The 21191-nt window shown below is 72.4% G+C and carries 15 protein-coding genes; 8 read left to right on the top strand and 7 right to left on the bottom strand.

All coding sequences use genetic code 11. The features are described 5' to 3' along the window. Nucleotides 1-10: 10 nt before the first annotated feature. The 3 genes from NW895_RS38500 to fdxA all read left to right on the top strand — a co-directional run bounded on the left by NW895_RS38500 (nt 11) and on the right by fdxA (nt 3500). Nucleotides 11-1798 (top strand): 1-deoxy-D-xylulose-5-phosphate synthase, encoded by a 1788-nt coding sequence (locus NW895_RS38500; RefSeq protein WP_289941684.1) that lies wholly within the window; start codon nt 11-13, stop codon nt 1796-1798. Nucleotides 1799-1960: 162 nt separating this feature from the next. Continuing rightward, the gene (ispG, locus tag NW895_RS38495) at nt 1961-3124 is read left to right on the top strand and encodes a flavodoxin-dependent (E)-4-hydroxy-3-methylbut-2-enyl-diphosphate synthase (RefSeq protein WP_289941683.1); all 1164 of its coding nucleotides are present in this window, start codon (nt 1961-1963) and stop codon (nt 3122-3124) included. A gap of 55 nt (nt 3125-3179) precedes the next feature. Then, the gene (gene fdxA / locus NW895_RS38490) at nt 3180-3500 is read left to right on the top strand and encodes a ferredoxin (protein WP_289941682.1); all 321 of its coding nucleotides are present in this window, start codon (nt 3180-3182) and stop codon (nt 3498-3500) included. A gap of 130 nt (nt 3501-3630) precedes the next feature. On the opposite strand, the gene NW895_RS38485 is transcribed toward fdxA, so the two are convergent. The 3 genes from NW895_RS38485 to NW895_RS38475 are packed head-to-tail and all read right to left on the bottom strand — an operon-like array spanning nt 3631 to nt 7639. Continuing rightward, nucleotides 3631-4113 (bottom strand): methylated-DNA--[protein]-cysteine S-methyltransferase, encoded by a 483-nt coding sequence (locus NW895_RS38485; RefSeq protein ID WP_289941680.1) that lies wholly within the window; start codon nt 4111-4113, stop codon nt 3631-3633. Between the two features lie 9 nt (nt 4114-4122). After that, the gene (locus NW895_RS38480; protein ID WP_289941678.1) at nt 4123-5637 is read right to left on the bottom strand and encodes an AlkA N-terminal domain-containing protein; all 1515 of its coding nucleotides are present in this window, start codon (nt 5635-5637) and stop codon (nt 4123-4125) included. Between the two features lie 55 nt (nt 5638-5692). Continuing rightward, a complete protein-coding gene (locus NW895_RS38475) occupies nt 5693-7639 on the bottom strand; it encodes a heavy metal translocating P-type ATPase (protein WP_289941676.1) in 1947 nt (648 codons plus the stop codon). A 34-nt stretch (nt 7640-7673) separates the two neighbouring features. Here NW895_RS38475 and NW895_RS38470 point away from each other — a divergent pair, with 34 nt between their 5' ends. Together NW895_RS38470 and NW895_RS38465 are read left to right on the top strand one after the other, a co-directional pair. Continuing rightward, complete coding sequence (locus NW895_RS38470) at nt 7674-8033, top strand: metalloregulator ArsR/SmtB family transcription factor (RefSeq protein WP_289941674.1); 360 nt, start codon at nt 7674-7676, stop codon at nt 8031-8033. A 28-nt stretch (nt 8034-8061) separates the two neighbouring features. Beyond that, the gene (locus tag NW895_RS38465) at nt 8062-9210 is read left to right on the top strand and encodes an MFS transporter (RefSeq protein ID WP_289941710.1); all 1149 of its coding nucleotides are present in this window, start codon (nt 8062-8064) and stop codon (nt 9208-9210) included. A gap of 380 nt (nt 9211-9590) precedes the next feature. Here the strand turns inward: NW895_RS38465 and NW895_RS38460 are convergent, their stop codons facing one another. Beyond that, nucleotides 9591-10754, bottom strand: a complete 1164-nt coding sequence (locus tag NW895_RS38460) for an MFS transporter (RefSeq protein WP_289941673.1) — start codon at nt 10752-10754, stop codon at nt 9591-9593. Between the two features lie 167 nt (nt 10755-10921). Between NW895_RS38460 and NW895_RS38455 the strand changes: the two genes are divergently transcribed. Then, the gene (locus NW895_RS38455) at nt 10922-11932 is read left to right on the top strand and encodes a LysR family transcriptional regulator (RefSeq protein ID WP_289941672.1); all 1011 of its coding nucleotides are present in this window, start codon (nt 10922-10924) and stop codon (nt 11930-11932) included. Nucleotides 11933-11997: 65 nt separating this feature from the next. On the opposite strand, the gene NW895_RS38450 is transcribed toward NW895_RS38455, so the two are convergent. Beyond that, entirely contained in the window at nt 11998-15906 is a 3909-nt protein-coding gene (locus NW895_RS38450; RefSeq protein WP_289941671.1) for a glycoside hydrolase family 2 TIM barrel-domain containing protein, read from the bottom strand. A 217-nt stretch (nt 15907-16123) separates the two neighbouring features. Here NW895_RS38450 and NW895_RS38445 point away from each other — a divergent pair, with 217 nt between their 5' ends. Together NW895_RS38445 and NW895_RS38440 are read left to right on the top strand one after the other, a co-directional pair. Next, nucleotides 16124-17320, top strand: a complete 1197-nt coding sequence (locus NW895_RS38445) for a GDSL-type esterase/lipase family protein (RefSeq protein WP_289941670.1) — start codon at nt 16124-16126, stop codon at nt 17318-17320. Between the two features lie 114 nt (nt 17321-17434). Continuing rightward, complete coding sequence (locus NW895_RS38440; protein ID WP_289941669.1) at nt 17435-18577, top strand: acyltransferase family protein; 1143 nt, start codon at nt 17435-17437, stop codon at nt 18575-18577. 205 nt (nt 18578-18782) lie between these two features. On the opposite strand, the gene NW895_RS38435 is transcribed toward NW895_RS38440, so the two are convergent. Both NW895_RS38435 and NW895_RS38430 read right to left on the bottom strand, forming a co-directional pair. Next, nucleotides 18783-19805: a hemolysin family protein gene (locus tag NW895_RS38435; RefSeq protein WP_289941668.1), complete on the bottom strand. Its 1023-nt coding sequence runs from the start codon at nt 19803-19805 to the stop codon at nt 18783-18785. Next, nucleotides 19802-21145 carry a hemolysin family protein gene (locus NW895_RS38430; protein WP_289941667.1) on the bottom strand — a complete coding sequence of 448 codons (1344 nt, stop codon included), beginning with the start codon at nt 21143-21145 and terminating at the stop codon, nt 19802-19804. Before NW895_RS38430 ends, NW895_RS38435 begins: the two co-directional genes overlap by 4 nt. Between the last annotated feature and the right edge of the window lie 46 nt (nt 21146-21191).

Genomic DNA, 21191 nt, shown 5'->3' with positions numbered 1-21191 from the left:
GGGTCGCGCCATGCCACGCCTGGAGGAGATCCGGGGGCCGGAGGACCTGCGCGCCCTGTCCCCGCAGGCGGCCCGTGAACTGGCGCCGCAGATCCGGCGGCTGCTGGTGGACACCTGCACCGCCAACGGCGGCCACCTCGGCCCCAACCTCGGCGTCGTCGAACTGTCCATCGCCCTGCACCGCGTCTTCGACTCCCCGCGCGACAAGATCCTGTGGGACACCGGCCACCAGGCCTACGTCCACAAGATCCTCACCGGCCGCGCCGAGGCCCTCGCCACGCTCCGCCGCACCGGCGGCATGTCCGGCTACCCGTGCCGCGCCGAGTCCGAGCACGACGTCATCGAGAACTCGCACGCCTCGACCGCCCTGTCCTGGGCGGACGGCCTCGCCCGCGCCAACGCCCTGCTCGGGCGGAGCGACCGCGCCGTGGTCGCCGTGCTCGGCGACGGCGCGCTCACCGGGGGCATGGCCTGGGAAGCCCTCAACAACATCGGCGCGGCCCCCGAACGCCCCGTCGTCGTGGTCCTCAACGACAACGGCCGCTCCTACGCCCCCACCGCCGGCGCCATCGCCGGACACCTCGCCGACCTGCGCGCGGGCGAGGCCCCGGGGGCGCTGTTCGAGAACCTGGGGCTCGCCTACGTCGGCCCGGTGGACGGCCATGACATCGAGGCCGTGGAGACGGCGCTGCGCGAGGCCGTCGCCCTGCGCAGGCCCGTGGTGGTGCACTGCGTCACCGAGAAGGGCCGCGGCCACCTCCCCGCCGAGCAGGACGACACGGACCGCTTCCACGCCGTGCGCGCCGCCTCCGCCCGGAAGGCGGGGGGCGCACCCAGCTGGACGTCCGTGTTCGGCAGCGAGCTGGCCGACCTCGCCGCCGACCGGCCGGACCTGGTGGTCATCACCGCGGCCATGCTCGACCCGACCGGGCTCAGCGAGTTCGCCCGCCGCCACCCCGAGCGCGTCATCGACGTCGGCATCGCCGAACAGCACGCCGTGACCACCGCCGCGGGGCTGGCCCTCGGCGGGGTGCACCCGGTCGTCGCGCTGTACTCCACCTTCCTCAACCGGGCCTTCGACCAGCTCCTGATGGATGTGGCCCTGCACCGCGCCCCGGTCACCTTCGTCCTGGACCGGGCCGGCGTGACCGGCGACGACGGCCCCTCGCACAACGGCATGTGGGATCTGTCGCTGCTGAACCTGGTGCCCGGCCTGCGGCTGGCCGCCCCCCGCGACGCCGCCACCCTGCGCCGCGCCCTGCGGGAGGCCGTGGCCTGCGACGACGGCCCCACCGCCCTGCGCTTCCCCAAGGGCTCCAGCGGAACGGACATCCCGGCCGTGGACGTCTACGCCGATCTGGACGTCCTGCACCGCGGCGAGCGTCCGGACATTCTCCTGGTCTCCGTCGGCGCCATGGCCGCCACCTGCCTCGACGTCGCCGAACGGCTGGCCGGGCACGGCGTCGGGGTCACCGTCGTGGACCCCCGCTGGATCAAACCGGTGCCGCCCGAGCTGACCGGGCTGGCCCTGGATCACCTGCTGGTCGCCACGGTCGAGGACAGCGGCCGGGTCGGCGGCGTCGGGGCGCGCGTCGCCCAGGCGCTGAGCGACGCCAAGTCGGGCCTGCCGGTGCACATCTTCGGTATCCCGCAGCGCTTCCTCGACCACGGCTCACGGGCCGACGTCCTGGAGGCCGGCGGCCTCACCCCCCGCCATCTCACCCACGCGCTGCTGGAGGCCCTGCCCTCCAAACGGCAGGCCCGGCAGGGAGCCACCGCCTCCCTCGCCGTCGGCTGACAGCCGGGCACCCCGACGGGCGGTCGGCGCCCACCCGCACGGTGACGACCCCGCCGACCGCCCGAGGGGCCGGCTGCCGGCACCTCCACGGCCCGCAACGGCACACAGTCATCAGCCATGACCCGGTCCGCCCGGACCGGCCGACCATCTTGGGGAACTGCCATGCCTGTCGCTCTCGGAGTGCCGACGGTGCCGCCGAGGCCGGCCCGACGGCGTACCAGCCGTCAGATCCACGTGGGGACCGTACCGGTGGGCGGGGACGCCCCGGTCTCGGTCCAGTCCATGACCACGACCCGCACGTCCGACATCGGCGCGACCCTCCAGCAGATCGCCGAACTCACCGCGTCCGGCTGCCAGATCGTCCGCGTCGCCTGCCCCACGCAGGACGACGCCGACGCGCTGTCGACGATCGCGCGCAAGTCGCAGATCCCGGTGATCGCGGACATCCACTTCCAGCCCAAGTACGTGTTCGCCGCCATCGAGGCCGGCTGCGCGGCCGTGCGCGTCAACCCGGGCAACATCAAGCAGTTCGACGACAAGGTCCGCGAGATCGCGCGGGCCGCCCAGGATCACGGCACTCCGGTCCGTATCGGGGTCAACGCGGGCTCGCTCGACCGCCGTCTGCTGAAGAAGTACGGCAGGGCCACCCCGGAGGCGCTGGTCGAGAGCGCGCTCTGGGAGGCGTCGCTGTTCGAGGAGCACGGCTTCCGGGACATCAAGATCTCCGTCAAGCACAACGACCCCGTCATCATGGTCGAGGCGTACCAGCAGCTCGCGGCGCAGTGCGACTATCCGCTGCACCTCGGTGTGACGGAGGCGGGCCCCGCCTTCCAGGGCACCGTCAAGTCGGCTGTCGCGTTCGGCGCGTTGCTGTCCCAGGGCATCGGCGACACCATCCGCGTCTCCTTGAGCGCGCCGCCCGCCGAGGAGGTCAAGGTCGGCATCCAGATCCTGGAGTCCCTGAACCTCAGGCCGCGCGGACTGGAGATCGTCTCCTGCCCGTCCTGCGGACGCGCCCAGGTCGATGTCTACAGGCTGGCCGACGAGGTCACGGCCGGCCTCGCGGGCATGGACATCCCGCTGCGCGTGGCCGTCATGGGGTGCGTGGTGAACGGCCCCGGGGAGGCCAGGGAAGCGGACCTCGGCGTCGCCTCCGGCAACGGCAAGGGGCAGATCTTCGTCAAGGGCGAGGTCGTCAGGACCGTACCCGAGTCGAAGATCGTCGAGACACTCATCGAGGAGGCGTTCAAGCTCGCCGAGCTGATGCGGCAGGACGAAGAGGACGCCGCCGACGAAACAGGGCGGCACGGGGCACATCTCCTATGACCCCGCCCACCACGGAACCGCACACCGACCACCACCCGAACAAAAGGAAGCATCCGTGACCTACGTCATCGCCCAGCCCTGTGTGGACGTCAAGGACAAGGCCTGCATCGAGGAATGCCCCGTCGACTGCATCTATGAGGGCCGGCGGTCCCTGTACATCCACCCGGACGAATGCGTCGACTGCGGCGCCTGCGAACCGGTCTGCCCCGTCGAGGCGATCTTCTACGAGGACGACGTGCCCGGGGAGTGGGCGGACTACCACAAGGCGAACGTCGAGTTCTTCGACGACCTCGGCTCGCCCGGCGGCGCCGGCAACCTCGGCCCGGTCGAGCGCGACCACCCGCTCGTCGCCGGACAGCCGGTCCGCACGGCGTGAGCCAGGTCGGAGGGGGTGCCGACGCGACGGCCGCGCTGTGGGGTCCCGGCCTCTTCTCCAGGGCCTGTGGCGTGCCGGACGTCGCGCGGCAGGGGCCACGCTCACCACAGGCCCTGGGAGACGACAGGTCCTAGAACAGCGCCGTTCCGCTCTCGAAGTCCAGCAGGCGCTTCTTGCGGTCCAGGCCGCCGCCGTACCCGGTCAGGCTGCCGCCCGCGCCGATGACCCGGTGGCAGGGGACGATGATGCCGATGGGGTTCCTGCCGTTGGCGAGGCCGACGGCGCGGGAGGCGGTGGGGTTGCCGAGGGCGGCGGCCAGGTCGCCGTAGGTGCGGGTCTCGCCGTAGGGGATCCGGCACAGCTGGTCCCAGACGCTGCGCTGGAACGGGGTCCCGGACAGCCGCAGTGGGAGTGTGAACTCCTTCAACTCGCCCGCGAAGTAGGCCTCCAGCTGTTCCTCGGCCTCCCCGAAGAGCGTGTCGTCGCGTGCCCCGAAGGTCTCCTCCGGGGGGCGGTGGCGTTGGCCGGTCATGTAGAGGCCGCACAGGACGCCGTCGTCGGCGACGAGAGTGAGGGGGCCGTACGGGCTGTCGATCACGGTGTGTTGTTTCACGGGGTTCCCTTAGACCGGAAGGAAGTTGATCGGGTGGCTGTCGGTCGCCCACAGATACTGCACCGCGTACGCTCGCCAGGGCCGCCAGGCCGCCGCGCGTGCGGTGAGCGCCGCCGGGGTCGACGGCAGGCCCAGTTCTCGGGCGGCGCGGCGGATGCCGAGGTCGGTGGGGAGGAAGGCGTCGGGGTCGCCGAGGGCGCGCATGGCGATGACGTCGGCCGTCCAGGGGCCGAAGCCGGGGAGGGCGAGCAGGCGGGCGCGGGCCTCGGGCCAGTCGCTCTCGACGCCCAGGTGAAGGGAGCCGTCGGCGAGTTGACCGACGAGGGTGGTGAGGGTGGTCCGGCGGGTGCGGGGCATCGCCAGCGTCTCCGGGTCCACCGACGCCAGCGCCTCGGCCGACGGGAAGAGGTGGGTCAGACCGCCCTCGGGGTCGTCGACCGGTTCGCCGTGTGCGGTGACCAGGCGGGCCGCGTGGGTGCGGGCGGCGGCGGTGGAGACCTGCTGGCCGAGTACGGCCCGTACGGCGAACTCGGCCTCGTCGACCGTACGCGGCACCCGGCGGCCCGGTGCCTTGTCGACCAGGGGCGCGAGGACCGGGTCCGTGCGCAGCTGGTCGTCGACCGCGACCGGGTCGGCGTCCAGGTCGAGCAGGCGGCGGCAGCGGCTGATGGCGACGGTCAGGTCGCGCAGGTCGCTGAGGGTGAGGCGGCAGGAGATGTGGTCGGGGTTCGGGGTGAGCGCCACGATGCCGTGTCCGTACGGCAGCCGGAGCGTGCGCCGGTAGGCGCCGATGGGGGTACCGCCCACGCCGTTGAGGCAGTGGGGGAGCCACTCCTCCACACCGGGTACGGCGGTGGCGGCGAGGTGGCCGAAGAGGTTGTCGGGGTTGAGGGGGGCGCGGAAGGGGAGGCGGAGGGTCAGCGCGCCCGGGGTGCCTGAGGCGGTCCTCTTCGGTGCCCGGGCGCGCAGGTCGCTCGGCGAGAGGGCGAAGACCTCGCGCACGGTGTCGTTGAAGGTGCGGATGGAGGAGAAACCGGCGGCGAAGGCGATCTGCGCCATCGGCAGCTCCGTCGTCTCGATGAGCAGCCGGGCCGCCTGGGCGCGTTGGGCGCGGGCGAGGGCGAGGGGGCCCGCGCCCAGCTCGGCGAGCAGCTGGCGTTCGATCTGCCGGGTGCTGTAGCCGAGCCGGGCGGCGAGGCCGGGCACGCCCTCGCGGTCCACGACGCCGTCGGAGATCAGCCGCATGGCGCGGGCCACCAGGTCGGCGCGCTGGTTCCACTCCGGGGAGCCGGGGCTGGTGTCCGGGCGGCAGCGCTTGCAGGCCCGGAACCCGGCCTGCTGGCAGGCTGCCGCGCTCGGGTGGAACACCATGTTCTCCGGCTTCGGCGGCACCACCGGGCAACTGGGACGGCAGTAGATGCGGGTCGTCAGGACGGCCGTGAAGAACCATCCGTCGAACCGCGCGTCCTTGGACTGGACGGCGCGCACGCAGCGCTCGGTGTCGGTGTGCATCCCCTTCTGCATGCGTCCAGCATCGACTACGGACCGCGCCGGGGCTGGCGAGAATCCGACATCGACCTCAGCTGTCCTGGACCGTCCCGGATCGCCAGGCGGACTCCCGCAGCAGCCGCAGTCCGTTGAGGCCGACCAGCACGGTGGAGCCCTCGTGGCCCGCGACGCCGAGCGGCAGCGGCAGATGTCCGAGCAGGTCCCACAGGACGAGGCCGGTGATGGCCGTGCCCGCGATCACCAGGTTCTGGAGCACCAGGCGGCGGGCGGTCCGGGACAGCCGTACGACCGCTGGTACGGCCGCCAGCTCGTCGCGCACCACCACGGCGTCCGCCGTCTCCAGCGCCAGGTCGGAGCCCGCGCGGCCCATGGCGACACCGGCGTGCGCGGCGGCGAGGGCGGGGGCGTCGTTGACGCCGTCGCCGACGAAGAGGACCTTGCGGCCGCCGTGCTGGAGGTCGCGGACGGCGTTCACCTTGTCCTCGGGGAGCAGGTCCGCGCGGACGTCGGTGAGGCCGGTGGCCTCGGCGACGCGGGCGGCGGCCCGGGCGTTGTCGCCGGTGAGGAGAACGGGAGCGGTGCCGCCCAGGGCGGTGAGCGCGGCGGTGGCCGCGGCGGCGCCGGGGCGGAGGCGGTCGGTGAGGACGAGGGTCCCGGCGGGGGTGCCGTCGCGGGTGACCTGGACGACGGTCGCGTCGCTGTCGGCGTCGTCCGCTCGGCCGACGCCCACCACGCGGCCCTCGACGGTGGCCGTCACCCCACGGCCCGGCGCGGCCGTGAAGTCCTCGGCGGGCGCGATCCGCAGACCGCGGGCCCGTGCCGCGGCCACGATCGCGCGGGCCAGCGGATGCTCGCTGGGGTGCTCGGCCGCGGCGGCCAGCGCGAGCAGGGCGTCCTCGTCCAGGCCGGAGTCCGGCAGCGGCCGTACGGACGTCACCTCGGGGGCGCCTTCGGTGAGGGTGCCGGTCTTGTCGAGGGCGGCGGTGTCGATCTCGCCGAGGCGTTCCATCGCGACGGCCGACTTGACCAGGACACCGTGGCGGCCGGCGTTGGCGATGGCGGACAGCAGGGGCGGCATGGTGGCGAGGACGACCGCGCACGGGGAGGCGACGATCATGAAGGTCATCGCCCGCAGCAGCGCGTCCGTGAGGTCGGCGCCGAAGGCGAGCGGCACGCCGAAGACCGCGAGCGTGGCGGCCACGACGCCCACCGCGTACCGCTGTTCGATCTTCTCGATGAACAGCTGCGTCGGCGCCTTGGTGCGGGACGCCTCCTCGACCAGGGTCACGATCCGGGCGATCACCGAGTCGGCCGGGTCGCGGTCGACGCGGACGCGCAGGGCGCCGGTGCCGTTGAGGGTGCCCGCGAAGACCTCGTCGCCCGGGCTCTTCACGACCGGCAGGGACTCGCCGGTGATGGTCGCCTGGTCGGCCTCACTGGTGCCCTCGACGACCGTGCCGTCGGCGCCGATCCGCTCCCCCGGCCGGACCAGCAGCACGTCGCCGACGGCGAGGGCGGCCGTCGGGACCGTCTCCTCGCCGTCGTCGGTGAGCCGGGTCGCGGTGGTGGGCGCGAGGTCGAGCAGGCCGCGCACGGAGTCGGCGGTGCGGGCGGTGGCCAGGGCCTCCAGGGCGCCGGAGGTGGCGAAGATGACGATCAGCAGCGCGCCGTCCAGGACCTGCCCGATCGCGGCCGCGCCGAGCGCCGCGACGATCATCAGCAGGTCGACGTCCAGGGTCTTCTCGCGCAGCGCCCTGAGGCCTTCGAGGGCCGGTTCCCAGCCGCCGGTGACGTAGGCGACGGCGTACAGGACTCCGTGAGCCCAGGCGGGGGCGCCGCCGAGGTCCAGGGCGAGGCCCAGCAGGAACGCCAGCAGCGAGGCGAGCGCCCAGCGGGCCTCGGGCAGGGCGAGGACGCGGGTGCGGCGGCGGGGCGCCGGGTGGACGGGTGACGGCGTGGCTGTGGGGGTGAGAGTGGCAGACACCCGGCCACCATACAGGAACACATGAAGACTCATTCATTCGTTCATGCGTGATGGGTAAGATGTGGCCATGGGTCATGGAGCCGTCATTCCCGCGCAGGACGCCGAGCGGGTACGCCTGGACGCGGACAACGTCGCGAAGGTCGCCACCACGCTCCAGGCCCTGTCCACCCCCTCACGCCTGCTGATCCTCGCGCGGCTGCGCGAAGGGCCGCTGCCGGCCACGGAGTTGGCCGCCGAGGTGGGGATGGAGCAGTCGGCGTGCTCCCACCAGCTGAGGCTGCTGCGCAACCTCGGGCTCGTGGTGGGTGAGCGGCGCGGCCGGTCGGTGGTGTACGCGCTGCACGACCACCATGTCGCCGAACTGCTCGACCAGGCCGTGTACCACGTGGAGCATCTGCGCCTGGGGATCAGTGACACCGCCGAGTGAGGCGCCGCCGGCCGTGTCGGCGCGCCGGATGTGGCCGCTGTACGCGGCCGGATTCACCACCGCGTTCGGGGCGCACGGCATCGCCGCGAACCTCGGCGGCTCCGGCGAGGACGCGGTCACCTCGCTGCTCGTCCTCGGCGGGCTGCTCGCGCTCTACGACGGCGCGGAGGTGCTGCTGAAGCCGGTCTTCGGCACGCTGGCCGACCGGATCGGGGCGCGCCCGGTGCTGCTCGGCGGGCTGGTGGCCTTCGCGGCCGCGTCCGCGCTGTACGCCCTGGCGGGCAGCCCCGGCTGGCTGTGGGCCGCCCGGCTCGGGCAGGGCGCGGCGGCCTCGGCGTTCTCCCCCGCGGCCTCGGCGCTGGTGGCCCGGCTCAACCCGGCGGCGAAACACGGCCGGGCGTTCGGGAGTTACGGCTTTTACAAGTCGGTCGGCTACACGCTGGGCCCGCTGCTCGGCGGCCTGCTGGCGTGGGCGGGCGGGCTGCGGCTGCTGTTCGCCGTTCTGGCGCTGCTCGGCGCGGGGGTGGCGCTGTGGGCGCTGCTCGCGGTACCGCATGTGCCGCCGCTCCCCCGCGCCCGGCAGACGGTGCTGGATCTGGCGCGCCGCCTCGCCGACCCGGCGTTCCTCGTCCCGACGGCCGCGCTCGCGGGGGCGACCGCCGCGCTGTCGGTCGGCGTCGGTTTCCTGCCGGTGTCGGGCGCGGCCGCGGGGCTGGGCACGGTGGCGACGGGCGCCGCGGTGTCGGTGCTGGCCGCCTGTGCGGCTGTCGTCCAGCCGCGCGCCGGGCGGGCGTTGGACGCGGGCCGGATCACGGCGCGCGCCGGCCTCACCACCGGGCTGCTGCTCACGGCCGCGGGCCTCGCCTGCGCGACGCTGCCCGGTTTGACCGGCGTCCTGCTCGCCGCCGCCCTGATCGGCACCGGCACCGGCCTGATCACCCCGCTCGGTTTCGCCGCCCTCGCCTCGGCCACTCCTCAGGAACGGCTGGGACAGACCATGGGCGCGGCCGAGCTGGGCCGCGAACTGGGCGACGCGGGCGGCCCCTTGCTGGTGGCCGGGGTGGCCGCGGCGGCGACGCTGACCTACGGGTACGGGGCACTGGCGGTGCTGCTGGCAGTGGGGCCGGCGATCGCCGTCCTGACGGGCACCCGGCGGGGCGCGGCCGACGCGGGATGACCGGCTCGGCCACGAGCGACCGTACCCGGTCAACCGGAACACGAGACGCCGACAGTGGAGCCCGCCGACCGCCGTCGCGACGGGACGCGACCGACACCGGGCGACAGGACGCGACCGACGCCGGGCGGCCGGCTCGGCCACGAGCGACCGTACCCGGTCGACCGGAGTACGAGGCGCCGGCGGCGGGGCCGCGGTCGCCGTCCTGACGGGCACCCGGCGGGACATGGACGACGCCGGATGACCGGCTCGGCGCCAAGTGATCATGCCGGCCAACCGGAGTACAGGGCACTGGCAGTGAGGCCGGTAATCGCCGCCGCAGCGGGCACACGGCAAGGCGCGGCCGACGCCGGATGAGCGTGCCCGGTCGGCCGGGCACGAGGTCAGGCCGCCGCGGTCCGCGCCTCCTCCTCCCGCCGGGAAGCGGACATGACGCGGTCCCGGTGCCAGGCGTACCAGCTCAGCAGGATGCCGAGAGCGGTCATCGCGGCGGCGGCGACGTACACGGATCGCAGACCCGGGCCGTCCACCACCCGGCCGCCCAGCCACCCCGCCAGCGCGGCGGCGAGCTGGTAGGCGGAGGCGTTCACCGCGACGGCAAGGGTCGGCGCCGAACCGGCGGAGTCGAGGACCCGGGTCTGCATGCCCGGAATGACCGAGAAGCCCAGCGCGCCGATCAGGAACACCATGACGGTCGTGGCGACCGGGCTGCCGCTGACCGCCCAGGTGAGCAGCAGCCCCGCGGTGAGCAGCCCCAGCAGGCCGATCTGCGACGGCATCAGGGCCCGGTCGGACAGCCGGCCGCCGACGAGGTTGCCGACCGCCGCGCCGACGCCGTACAGCAGCAGCAGTACCGCGATCGCGCCGTCGGCGAACCCGGTGACCGTGGTGAGGAGTGGCGCGAAGAAGGTGAACACCATCAGCAGGCCCATGTTGGTGACGGCGGTGATGACGATCGCGAGCTGCACGCCTCGGTCGCGGAACACCCTCAGCTCCGCCACCGCGGAACTCGCGGGCGTCGCACGGCCCACGTCCGGGACGAAGAACACCACCATCAGCAGGCCCAGCAGGCAGACGACCGCGATGACCCCGAAGGTCGCCCGCCATCCGAAGCGGTCTCCGACGAGGGTGCCGAGGGGCGCGCCCAGCATCATGGACAGGTTCATTCCGAAGACCAGCCGGGAGACGGTCGAGGCCTGCTTTCCCGGCGGGGCGGTGGAGGCGGCGATCACGATCGCGTTGGCGAAGAACGTGGCGGTCACCAGCGCGGTCACCACACGCGCCACGAACAGCACGGAATAGGCGGGAGCCAGTGCGGAGGCGAGATTTCCGGCGACCACGATCACCAGCAGGCCCAGGACGAGCGGTTTACGTGCGCTGCGCGCGGTGAGCGCGGTCAGTACCGGACCACCGATGATCATGCCGATGGCGTACGCGGTGACCAGGAGCCCGGCTGTCGGGACCGACACGGTGAGGTCGTCGGCGACGTCCGGCAGGATGCCGGCGATGACGAACTCACCGGTCGTGATGCCGAATACGCAGAGCATGAGGGAAAAGAGCTTCAACGGCATGCTTTCTCTGGTGGGCTTTTCGAAGACGCTTTCCGGAAAGCGATGCAAGCTTCTCTCCGACGCGCGGATCGGCGCAATCATCGATCGATTAACATGCTTGATGGACAGGGGAGTTGGCGGTGGAGCGAGGGGAGGCGCGGACAGTGCCTGGTGCGAACGACCCGGCCGTTCACCAACTGCGCTCGCTGCTTGTCCTGGCCGAGGAGCTGCATTTCGGCCGTGCCGCCGCACGGCTCTTTCTCACCCAGCCCGCCCTCAGCACACAGATCCGCTCCCTGGAACGCCGCCTGGGCGTACGGCTTTTCAGCCGCACCAGCCGGAAGGTGGAGCTGACCGCGCTGGGCCGGGCATTGCTTCCGCTCGTGCGGAACGTGGTGGAGGCGGCGGACGAACTGGGCGATGCCGTGCGGCGCTCCACGGCCGGCGATGACGGGCTGGTCTTGCGGCTGGGACTCACGGACTGTGCGGCCTCGCTGGCCGCCACGCGCCGTGTGATCGCCGCGCTCACCACCCTGCACCCCTGTCTGGAGGTGGACTTCCGGGTGCTGGACCTTGCCGAGCAACCGTCGGCGCTGGCGGCCGGGAGGATCGACGCGGCCTTCGTCTATCTGCCGGCGCCCGCCGGCTTCCACGCCGAGCCGCTGACCACCGAGCCGCGGGTGGTGTGCCTGTCGTCCCGCGACCCCCTCGCCCGGCGGCCGACGCTGCGGCTGGCGGACCTCGCCGACCGGCCCATGGTGGGTCTGGCTCCGGAGGTCTCCTCCGTCGAACGGCGTTACTGGGCCGCGGATCCCCGTCCCGACGGGACCGCGGTCCGCTACACCGATCACCGTGTGACCCGGGTGGAGTCACTGTTGTCAGCCGTGTCGTTCGACGAGGCCATTGCTTTCCTGCCCGCCGTGGCGGCAGAGCTCTTCCCCCGGCCGGACATCCACTACCGGGCGGTGGCCGATCTGGCACCGTGCACCTTCGCGGTGGCATGGCCCGAGTCGGCCCGGGAGAACTCCGGCGTCACGGTCCTGGCGGACGTGTGCCGTCGGCTGCGCGACCAGGGCGGGCTGCCGGCGGGGGCGATGCGGGAGGCCGACGACCTCTCGACGCCGTCCGGGACGGGGTGTGACACCCGGGCACCGGCCCCCCTCCCCTGCCGGTAGCGGAGGGTGGACCGACGCCACGGGTGTCCGGGCCCGGACACCGGCGCGGATGCGCTCGGACCGCGCTACCCGCCGAAGTCCGTCGCCGTCGGCCGCCGCGAGGCGGTCATCGCCTTGCTCACGTCCGTCAGCGGACGCAGCCGGTAGGTGTACGCGTAGTCGCGGTCGGCGAAGAGCTTGTACTCGTCGTGGGTGTGGGCTCCCCAGCTGTTGTCGCCGCCGACGCCCATCTGCCGGTGGTTCACGCGCAGGACGACCTGCTTGCGCGGGGTGAGCTGGTAGTCGTGCCGTGCTCCGACCGACAGGTCCTCGGGCGTGAAGTGCGAGGCGTTGACCTCCAGCAGCGGTTCGCCGGAGACCAGCAGGCCGGCACCGTCCCGGCCGGTCAGGGCGATCCAGCGGACGTCGGTCTTGTTCCCGTTCTCCTGCGGGCGCAGGTAGGAGGTCCACTGTCCGGAGACGGTGCCCGAGTACAGGCCCACATCGGTGCCGTTGTTGCGGTCCCAGTGGTTCTCCTCGGGGCCGCGCCCGTAGTAGTGCAGGCGGTCCAGGTGGTGCGGCAGGAACAGCAGGTTGCCGACCTCCGGGATGTAGGGCAGGTTCGACGCGCCCGGGTGCAGGGTGTTGTCGACCTTGATCTCACCGTTGCCGAAGACGGTGTACGTGGTGGTGTACGTCGACTCGGTCGTGGTGGGCAGTGTGCCGCTGACCCTGATCTCGACGGCCCGGTCGCGCACCGCGCGCACGCTGACGTCCGTCACCTTGCGGGCGGCCCCGGCGTCGCGCCAGGTCTGGTTGCGGGTGTGCTGGCCGTTGCCCCGGTCGTTGTCGGTCGGCGCCCGCCAGAAGTTCGGCACCGGGCCGGAGGTGATCAGGCGGACGCCTCCGGCCTCGTAGGACGTGATGGTGCCGCTGTTCTTGTCCACGGTGACCGAGAAGCCCCTGCCCTTCACCTTGACGGCGGTCGCGCCGTCGTCGTGCCGCAGGGCGGGGACGCTCTCCAGCGGTACCAGGGGCACGGTGGGGCTGTCCGCGTCCACGGGGAGTTGCTGCTTGGCGACCTCGAAGCCGGCCCTCGCCCACTTCGTGGGCTCCTTGGTGGTGAAGGAGAGGTTCAGGAAGTACTCCGTGCCCGGCTTCGGGTGTGCCGGAAGCCGCACCGGCACCGTGATGTCCTTGCTGGTCAGCGGTGCGACGTCCAGCTGGTCGCGGGTCAGCCTGCCGCGCTGGACGACCTTGCCGTCGGCGGCGAGCTCCCAACGGCCGTCGAACTCACGGAGGTTGGTGAACAGGTACTCGTTGGTGAGGGTGACCGCACCGGGGCCGCCCGAGGCCCGGGTGACGTTGATCGCCTGGTAGATCTGCTTGATCTCGACGGCCTTGCCGGTGTGGCCGCGGTCGGCGGTGACGATGCCGTCCCCGGCGAAGGCACCGTCGTTCGGGTTGTCGCCCCAGTCGCCGCCGTAGGAGTAGAACGTCCTGTCGCGGGGCCGCTTCTCGTCGAGCTCGACGGTGGCGGCATCGAACCAGAACCGCACGCCGTCGTCGCCGGGACCACGGCTGTCGGAGGCCAGTTCGGCGGCGCTCAGGGCACGGGCGTACACCCGGGCCCGCCGGATGGTGCCGCTGAACTCCCGGGTCGGGTTGTCGACGTCGGTGGCGAGCGCGAGGCACGCGGTGTTGTTGCCGGGCCGCCGGGTGGTGGTCCGGGTGGCCTTCACCTCTCCGTCGACATGGAGGGTCAGGGTGCCCGCGTCCGCGTCGAAGACGCCCGCGATGTGGTGCTCGGTGCCGGTCCAGCCGTCGGGCAGCGCCCAGCTCGCCGTGATCCACTGGCCGCCGCCGTGGATGAAGAACTCCAGGTTCCTGTCGGTCTGCTTCAGGGCGTACTGGGTGTCGCCCTTGGCGAGGATCGGCTGGTGGTAGCCGGTCACATGCGGGGTGACCCAGGCCTCCAGGGTGAGGGAGCCGGTGAGGTCCAGGCGCGGGTCGCGGGCGAAGAGGGTGCCGCCGGACACGCCCTTGGCGCGGTCGAAGGTGCCGCTGGGCGCGATGATCTCACCGGCGAGCCCGGCCGGTCCGGTTTCGGTGAGCAGCTTGCGCGACGGGGTGGGCCAGCTCAGGGCCTGGTCGACGAAGTCCCAGATCCAGCCGCCCTGGAGCACGTCGTAGCGGCGGACGATGTCCCAGTACTTCTTGAAGTTGCCGTTGGAGTTACCCATGGCGTGGGAGTACTCGATCATCACGTACGGCCGGGTGTCGCCGGTGTCCTTCGCCCGCTGCTCGACACGCTGGGGGGAGTCGTACATCTCCGAGCGGATGTCACTGATCCCCGGGCGGTCGTCGCCCTCGTACTGGATGACGCGGGTGGGGTCGTAGGAACGGATCCAGTCGTGCATGGCGTTGAAGGTGCTGCCGCCGCCCGCCTCGTTGCCGAGTGACCAGATGACCACCGAGGCGTGGTTCTTGTCGCGGTGGACCATGTTCTGGGCGCGGGCCACGCACGCCTTGGTCCACTCGGGATGGTTGCCCGGGTACTCGCCCCGGATGCCGTGGGTCTCCAGGTTGGTCTCGTCCACGAGGTACAGGCCGTACTCGTCGGCGAGTTCCAGCCACAGCGGGTTGTTGGGGTAGTGCGAGGTGCGGACGCTGTTGATGTTCAGCCGCTTGATGATCTCGATGTCCTCGACCAGCTCCGCACGGGTGAGCGCCGAGCCGCGTACGGGGTGCATCTCGTGCCGGTTGGTGCCGCGGAAGGAGACGGGCTTGCCGTTGATGCGCATCAGCCCGTCCTTGAGCGCGAACTCGCGGATGCCGACCCGGTGCGAGAGGGTCTCGATCACCTTGCCCGCGGGGTCGCGCAGCCGGAGTACGGCGGTGTAGAGGTACGGGTGCTCGGCCGACCAGAGCTTCGGTGCGGGGACGGCCCTGTCGGCCTTGACGGTCACCTCCTCGCCGGCCGGGACTTCGGCGGACCGCTGCAGTGGGCGGGACCAGACGGCGTGCCCGCGCGCGTCGTACAACTGCGTCTCGACCGTGTACTTCCCGGCGCCGTTGCCGCCGTAGTCGCGCACGCTCGCTGTCACTGACAGCCCGGCCGCCTTGTAGTCGTCGCTGAGCGGGGTGTCGAGCTTGAAGTCGCGCAGGTGCACGGCCGGGGTGGAGTACAGGTAGACCGAGCGGAAGATGCCGCTCAGCCGGATCATGTCCTGGTCCTCCAGCCAGTCGCCGTCGGAGTAGCGGTAGACCTCGACGGCGATCTGGTTGGTGCCGGGCTTCAGATGCTCGGTGATGTCGTACTCGGCGGGCGTGTAGGAGTCCTCGCTGTAGCCCACCAGCTCGCCGTTGATCCACACGTAGTGCGCGGACTTGACGCCCTCGAAGTGCAGGAACGTCCGCCGTCCCGCCCAGTCGCGGGGGACCGTGAAGGTGCGCCGGTACTGGCCCACGGGGTTGTAGCGGGTCGGGGCGGCCGGCGGCTGCGCCTCCTCGCCGAGGCCGTTGGGGCCCCACCACGGGTAGGTGATGTTGACGTAGATCGGGAAGTCGTAGCCGTGCAGCTGCCAGCAGGAGGGGACCGGGATGGTGTCCCAGGCGCTGTCGTCGACGTCGGTGCGGTAGAAGTCGGCGTTCCGCTCGTCGGGGCGGTCGGCGTAGGCGAAGCGCCACTTGCCGTCGAGGCTCATCCGGTACGGCGAGCGGCTGCGGTCGGCGGCCAGGGCGCCTCTGACGTCCGCGTACGGCATGAGGGTGGTGTGCGCCGGCTCGGTGCCGATGCGGAAGACGCCGAAGTCGTTCCACTCCGGGGAGCCGTCCGCCGCGGTGCGCCGGCCGGCCGCGTGCGCCGCGGTGGGCGACGCGGACAGGGCGAGGGCGCCGAGGACGGCGGCCCCTGACTCCAGGAGACGGCGTCGGCTGAGCAGTTGCCGGGGGCGGGACGGGTGATCGGCGTTGAGCTCGTGCGGGTGCGGCATGACCGTGCCTTCCTCGGACGGAAGTTGATGATGGGTCAGATCACAACTGGGGGTGACACGGGGGCGTCTGAGACAGCGTCACCCTAGGACCCGAACACAAACGAAGCAATCACCTCGTCGGACTTTGTGCAGTCCTGTTTGTGTCGCCCTGGACACGCGTCCCTATATTGATCCGGTTCGGGATTCGACGAAGCCACTTGATCAACAGGTTGAGGCCATGCACCCCAAGCACGACTGGATCACCACGCCCGTCACCGCCGACCTCCTGCGCGGCGCCCTCGACGTGGAGCGCACCGAGCACGGCCTGCTGCCGCACCGGCTGCCCGGCTGGGCCCGCGCCCAGTGCGCCGACGGCCAGCTGGCCATGGCGGAGGCCCAACCCTCCGGCGTACGGCTCGCCTTCCGCAGCCGGGCCACCACCGTCGAGCTGGACACGCTGCCCACCAAGCGGCTCTACGTGGGCGCGCCGCCCCGTCCGGACGGCGTGTACGACCTGCTCGTCGACGGCCGCCTGACCGGCCGGGCGAGCGCGACGGGCGGCAACACCGTGGCCATCGACATGACCACCGGCTCCGCCGAGCACCGGCCCGGCCCGCCCGGCACCGTCCGCTTCGCCGATCTGCCCGAGGGCGTCAAGGACATCGAGATCTGGCTGCCGCACAACGAGATCACCGAACTGATCGCCCTGCGCACCGACGCCCCGGTCGAGCCGGCGCCGGACCCGGGCCGCAGGGTGTGGCTGCACCACGGCAGCTCGATCAGCCACGGATCCGACGCGGCCAGCCCCACCACCACCTGGCCCGCGCTCGCCGCCTCGCTCGGCGGCGTGGAACTGATCAACCTCGGCCTGGCCGGCAGCGCCCTGCTGGACCCGTTCACCGCCCGTACCCTGCGCGACACCCCCGCCGACCTGATCAGCGTCAAGCTGGGCATCAATCTGGTCAACGCCGACCTGATGCGACTGCGCGCCTTCGGTCCCGCCGTCCATGGCTTCCTCGACACCATCCGCGAAGGCCACCCCACCGCACCCCTGCTGGTCGTCTCCCCCCTCTACTGCCCCATCCACGAGGACACCCCCGGCCCCGGGGCGTTCGACTTCAGCGCGCTCAGTGAAGGAAAGCTGCGGTTCCGGGCCACCGGCGACCCCGCCGAGCGCGCCGCGGGGAAACTGACCCTCACCGTCATCCGGGACGAGCTGTCCCGCATCGTGCGTCAGCGGGCGGAAGACGACCCCCACCTGCACTACCTCGACGGCCTCGATCTCTACGGCGAGGCCGACTTCGCCGAACTGCCGCTCCCCGACCAGCTCCACCCCGACGCCGCCACCCATCGCCGCATCGGCGAACGCTTCGCCCGGCTGGCCTTCTCCGCCGACGGCGCCTTCGCGGACATCGGGCGAGCCGGAGAGGTTTAGATCGCCGAGAAGTGGTGAGGCGGCCGGGATGTCCTCCCTCCACATCCCGGCTGTCACTCCCGCAAGAGGCGTATGCGCCCGTGCCCGTTTCCCACGAGGTGTGGAGGGGGCAGGGTGACGGACACGACCCACACCGCACACGACGACGAGGGGACGGTACTCACCGCGAGGGCGGCCGCCGTCGACGGCGGGGCGGCACCCCGGCCGGCGTCCGCGGCCTCGGCCGCGTCCCGGCCGGCGAAGCACCGCGACGCCTTCTTCGACAACGCCAAGTACCTGGCGATCGTGCTGGTGGCGGTGGGACACGCCTGGGAGCCGCTGCGCTCCGGCGACCGCACGACGACCGCGCTCTACATGCTGGTCTACGCCCTGCACATGCCGGCGTTCATCGTCATCGCCGGGTACTTCTCCCGTAATTTCGACCCGAGCCCCGCTCGCGTCAAACGCCTGGTCACCGGTGTCGTCGTCCCGTACGTCGTCTTCGAGACGGCGTACACCCTGTACACCCGGTGGACCGACAGCGCCCCGGACCGCGCGATCAGCCTCCTGGACCCCCTGTACCTGACCTGGTTCCTCGCGGCGCTGTTCATCTGGCGGCTGACCACACCCCTCTGGCGTCACGTGCGTTGGCCGTTGCCGCTGGCGCTCGCCGTGGCGATGCTGGCCACCCTCTCGCCGTCCATCGGCGAGGACCTCGACCTCCAGCGCACCTTGCAGTTCCTGCCGTACTTCGTGGTGGGCCTGTGCCTGAAGCCGGAGCACCTGCGGCTGGTGCGCCGCCGCGAGGTGCGCATGCTGGCCGTGCCGGTGTTCGTCTGCGCGCTGGCCATGGCGTACTGGGCGGTGCCACGGATGTCGTACGCCTGGTTCTACCACCACGACAGCGCCACGGAACTCGCCGCGCCCGCCTGGTACGGGCCGCTGATGACGCTGGCCACCTTCGGCTGCTCGATGGTCCTGGTCACCTGCTTCCTCGCCCTGGTACCGCGGCGCCGGACGTGGTTCACCGCGCTGGGCGCGGGCACGCTGTACGGCTACCTGCTGCACGGCTTCTTCGCCCAGGGCGCCAAGTTCTGGGGCTGGTACGACCCGGTCTGGATCCATCAGCCGCTCGGCGAGATCACGGTCACGCTCGTCGCGGCGGCGCTCGTCACCGCGCTGTGCACCCCGCCGGTCCGGCGGGTCTTCCGTTGCGTCATGGAGCCGGGGATGGACTGGGCCTTCAGGCCGCACACGGCCGAACCCGGCCGTCGCTGACGGTCGTTCTCGGGGCGCCCTCCCACCGGCCGCCGAGTAACCGGCGCGCACGGCGCCGGCAGCCTGACGGCCTGCGGACGGCGTCACCGGGCCGCCGCGAGGCCGGGGCGAGCGCGCCCCCGGTGCGGTGGTCGCCATCCGCGCCGGGAACGACCAGCCGGACCGGGCCGCTTCGCGCGGGGGCGCGCGCGAAGCGGCCCGGCGGTCAGGTGGCGGCCGGTGCCCGGCCGACCAGCTCGGACAGGACGTCCTCCATCGTCACGAAGCCCAGGACGGCGCCCGTCGCCCCGGTCACGGCGGCCAGGTGGCTGCCGTCGGCGCGCAGGGCCGTGAGGGTGTCGTCCAGCGGGGTGTCGATGCGGACGCGGGTCACCCGGTGCAGGGCGCTGCGGGGGAACGGCTGGTTCCGGTCGGTGACGCCCAGGGTGTCCTTGATGTGCAGATAGCCCAGCAGGGCGCCGCCCGCGCCGGTGACGGGGAACCGGGAGTAGCCCGCCTCGGCGGCGACCCGTTCCAGTTCGGCCGGGGTGACGGTGTGTCCGACGGTGCGCATCTGCTGCGTGGGCACGAGGATCTCGCCGACCGGGCGGGTGCCCAGCTCCAGGGCGTCGCGCAGCCGCTCGCCGTCGGCGGGCGAGAGCAGGCCCGCCTCGCTGGAGTCGACGACCATGCGGGCCAGCTGATCGTCGGTGAAGACCGACTCGACCTCGTCCTTCGGTTCGACGCGCAGCGCCTTCAGCAGGACGTTGGCGAAGGCGTTGATGCCGAAGATCACCGGCCGGAGCGTCCGGGTGAGGGCCACCAGGGGCGGGCCGAGCAGCAACGCGGTGGGGACCGGTGCGGCCAGCGCGATGTTCTTCGGGACCATCTCGCCGACCAGCATGTGCAGATACGTCGCCAGGGTGAGCGCGATGACGAAGGCGGCCGGGTGCACCAGGCCGTGCGGCAGGTGGACGGCCTCGAAGGCGGGCTCCAGCAGGTGCGCGATGGCGGGTTCGGCGACCGCGCCCAGCACCAGCGAGGAGACGGTGATGCCGAGTTGGGCGGTGGCCATCAGCGCGGAGAGGTGCTCCAGGCCCCACAGGGTCATCCGGGCCCGCTTGTCGCCGGCCTCGGCCCGCGGTTCGATCTGACTGCGCCGTACGGAGATCAGGGCGAACTCGCCGCCCACGAAGAAGGCGTTGGTCAGCAGGGTCAGGGCACCGATGGTGAGCTGCAGGACGGTCATCGGGGCTCCTCCCCTGCCTGGGCCGGCACCTGGACCCGGGCCGGTTCGGTGATCAGGACTCGGTCGGCGCGGTGGTGCTCCACAGCGAGGACGTCCAGGCTCCAGCCGTCGTCCAGGTCCACGACGTCCCCCTTGACGGGGATGCGGGCGAGGCGGGTGGCGACCAGACCGGCGACCGTCTCGTACGGTCCCTCCGGCGGCGTCATCCCTATCGCGGCGAGCTGGTCGATACGGACGGAGCCGTCCGCCTCCCAGGCCGCACGGCCGCCCTCGGACCTCGGGTCGGGGAGCAGGTCGGGGGCCTCTACGGGGTCGTGCTCGTCGCGGACCTCGCCGACGACCTCCTCGACGATGTCCTCCACCGTCGCCACACCCGCCGTGCCGCCGTACTCGTCCACGACCACGGCCATGGTGCGCGTCGCGCGCAGCCGCTCCAGCAGCCGGTCGGCGGTGAGGCTGTCGGGGACCAGCAGGGGCGCGGTGGCCAGCTCGGTGACCGGCGTGACCGCGCGCCGGTCCGGGTCCAGGGCGAGGACGTCCCGGATGTGGACGGTGCCGACGACCTCGTCGAGGCTGTCCCGGTAGACGGGGAAGCGGGACAGGCCGGTGGCATGGGTGAGGTTCGCGGCGTCCGCGGCGGTCGCGCGCGCTTCGAGTGCCTTCACGTCGACCCGCGGGGTCATCACGTTCTCGGCCGTCAGCTCGCTCAGGTGCAGCGTGCGGACGAACAGCTCGGCGGAGTCGGCCTCCAGGGCGCCCTCGGCGGCCGAGTGCCGTGCCAGCGCGACCAGTTCCTCGGCGGTGCGGGCGGAGGCCAGCTCTTCGGCGGGCTCCATGCCGACGCGGCGCACGAACCGGTTCGCGGTGTTGTTCAGGTGGTGGATGAAGGGGCCGAAGGCAGCGGTGAAGCCGCGCTGCGGGCCCGCGACCACCTTGGCGACGGCCAGCGGCCGGGAGATCGCCCAGTTCTTCGGCACGAGCTCGCCCACCACCATCAGCACGACGGTGGACAGGGCCACGCCCAGCACGGTGGCCGCCGAAGAGGCGGCACCGCCCAGGCCGGCGGCCTGCAGCGGACCACGCAGCAGCGCCGCGAGGGACGGCTCGGCGAGCATGCCGATCAGCAGGGAGGTCACCGTGATGCCGAGCTGGGCGCCGGACAGCTGGAAGGTCAGACAGCGTACGGCCTTCAGCGCGCCCTCGGCGCCGCGCTCGCCCGCCTGGGCTGCCCTCTCCAGGTCGCCGCGCTCGACGGTGGTCAGCGCGAACTCGGCGGCCACGAACAGGGCACAGGCCAGTGTGAGGAGGAGGGCCAGCAGAAGCAGCAGGACCTCGGTCACCGCGCCACCCCCGCTCCCTCGTGCTCGGGCAGCGGGGGCTGCGGGC

It is taken from the genome of Streptomyces sp. S.PNR 29, from assembly GCF_030386795.1.
GTDB lineage: Bacteria > Actinomycetota > Actinomycetes > Streptomycetales > Streptomycetaceae > Streptomyces.
The sequence above is the reverse complement of the archived record's forward strand: the minus strand, read 5'-3'. Positions and strand labels throughout refer to the sequence as shown.

Excerpts from the sequence above, each read along its gene's own strand:
- NW895_RS38435 (WP_289941668.1), bottom strand. The coding sequence starts at position 19,805 with ATGACCGTCCTGCAGCTCACCATCGGTGCCCTGACCCTGCTGACCAAC.
- NW895_RS38450 (WP_289941671.1), bottom strand. The coding sequence starts at position 15,906 with ATGCCGCACCCGCACGAGCTCAACGCCGATCACCCGTCCCGCCCCCGG.
- NW895_RS38465 (WP_289941710.1), top strand. The coding sequence starts at position 8,062 with ATGTGGCCGCTGTACGCGGCCGGATTCACCACCGCGTTCGGGGCGCAC.
- NW895_RS38470 (WP_289941674.1), top strand. The coding sequence starts at position 7,674 with ATGGGTCATGGAGCCGTCATTCCCGCGCAGGACGCCGAGCGGGTACGC.
- NW895_RS38480 (WP_289941678.1), bottom strand. The coding sequence starts at position 5,637 with ATGCAGAAGGGGATGCACACCGACACCGAGCGCTGCGTGCGCGCCGTC.
- NW895_RS38460 (WP_289941673.1), bottom strand. The coding sequence starts at position 10,754 with ATGCTCTGCGTATTCGGCATCACGACCGGTGAGTTCGTCATCGCCGGC.
- ispG (WP_289941683.1), top strand. The coding sequence starts at position 1,961 with ATGCCTGTCGCTCTCGGAGTGCCGACGGTGCCGCCGAGGCCGGCCCGA.
- NW895_RS38445 (WP_289941670.1), top strand. The coding sequence starts at position 16,124 with ATGCACCCCAAGCACGACTGGATCACCACGCCCGTCACCGCCGACCTC.
- NW895_RS38500 (WP_289941684.1), top strand. The coding sequence starts at position 11 with ATGCCACGCCTGGAGGAGATCCGGGGGCCGGAGGACCTGCGCGCCCTG.
- NW895_RS38475 (WP_289941676.1), bottom strand. The coding sequence starts at position 7,639 with ATGAGTCTTCATGTGTTCCTGTATGGTGGCCGGGTGTCTGCCACTCTC.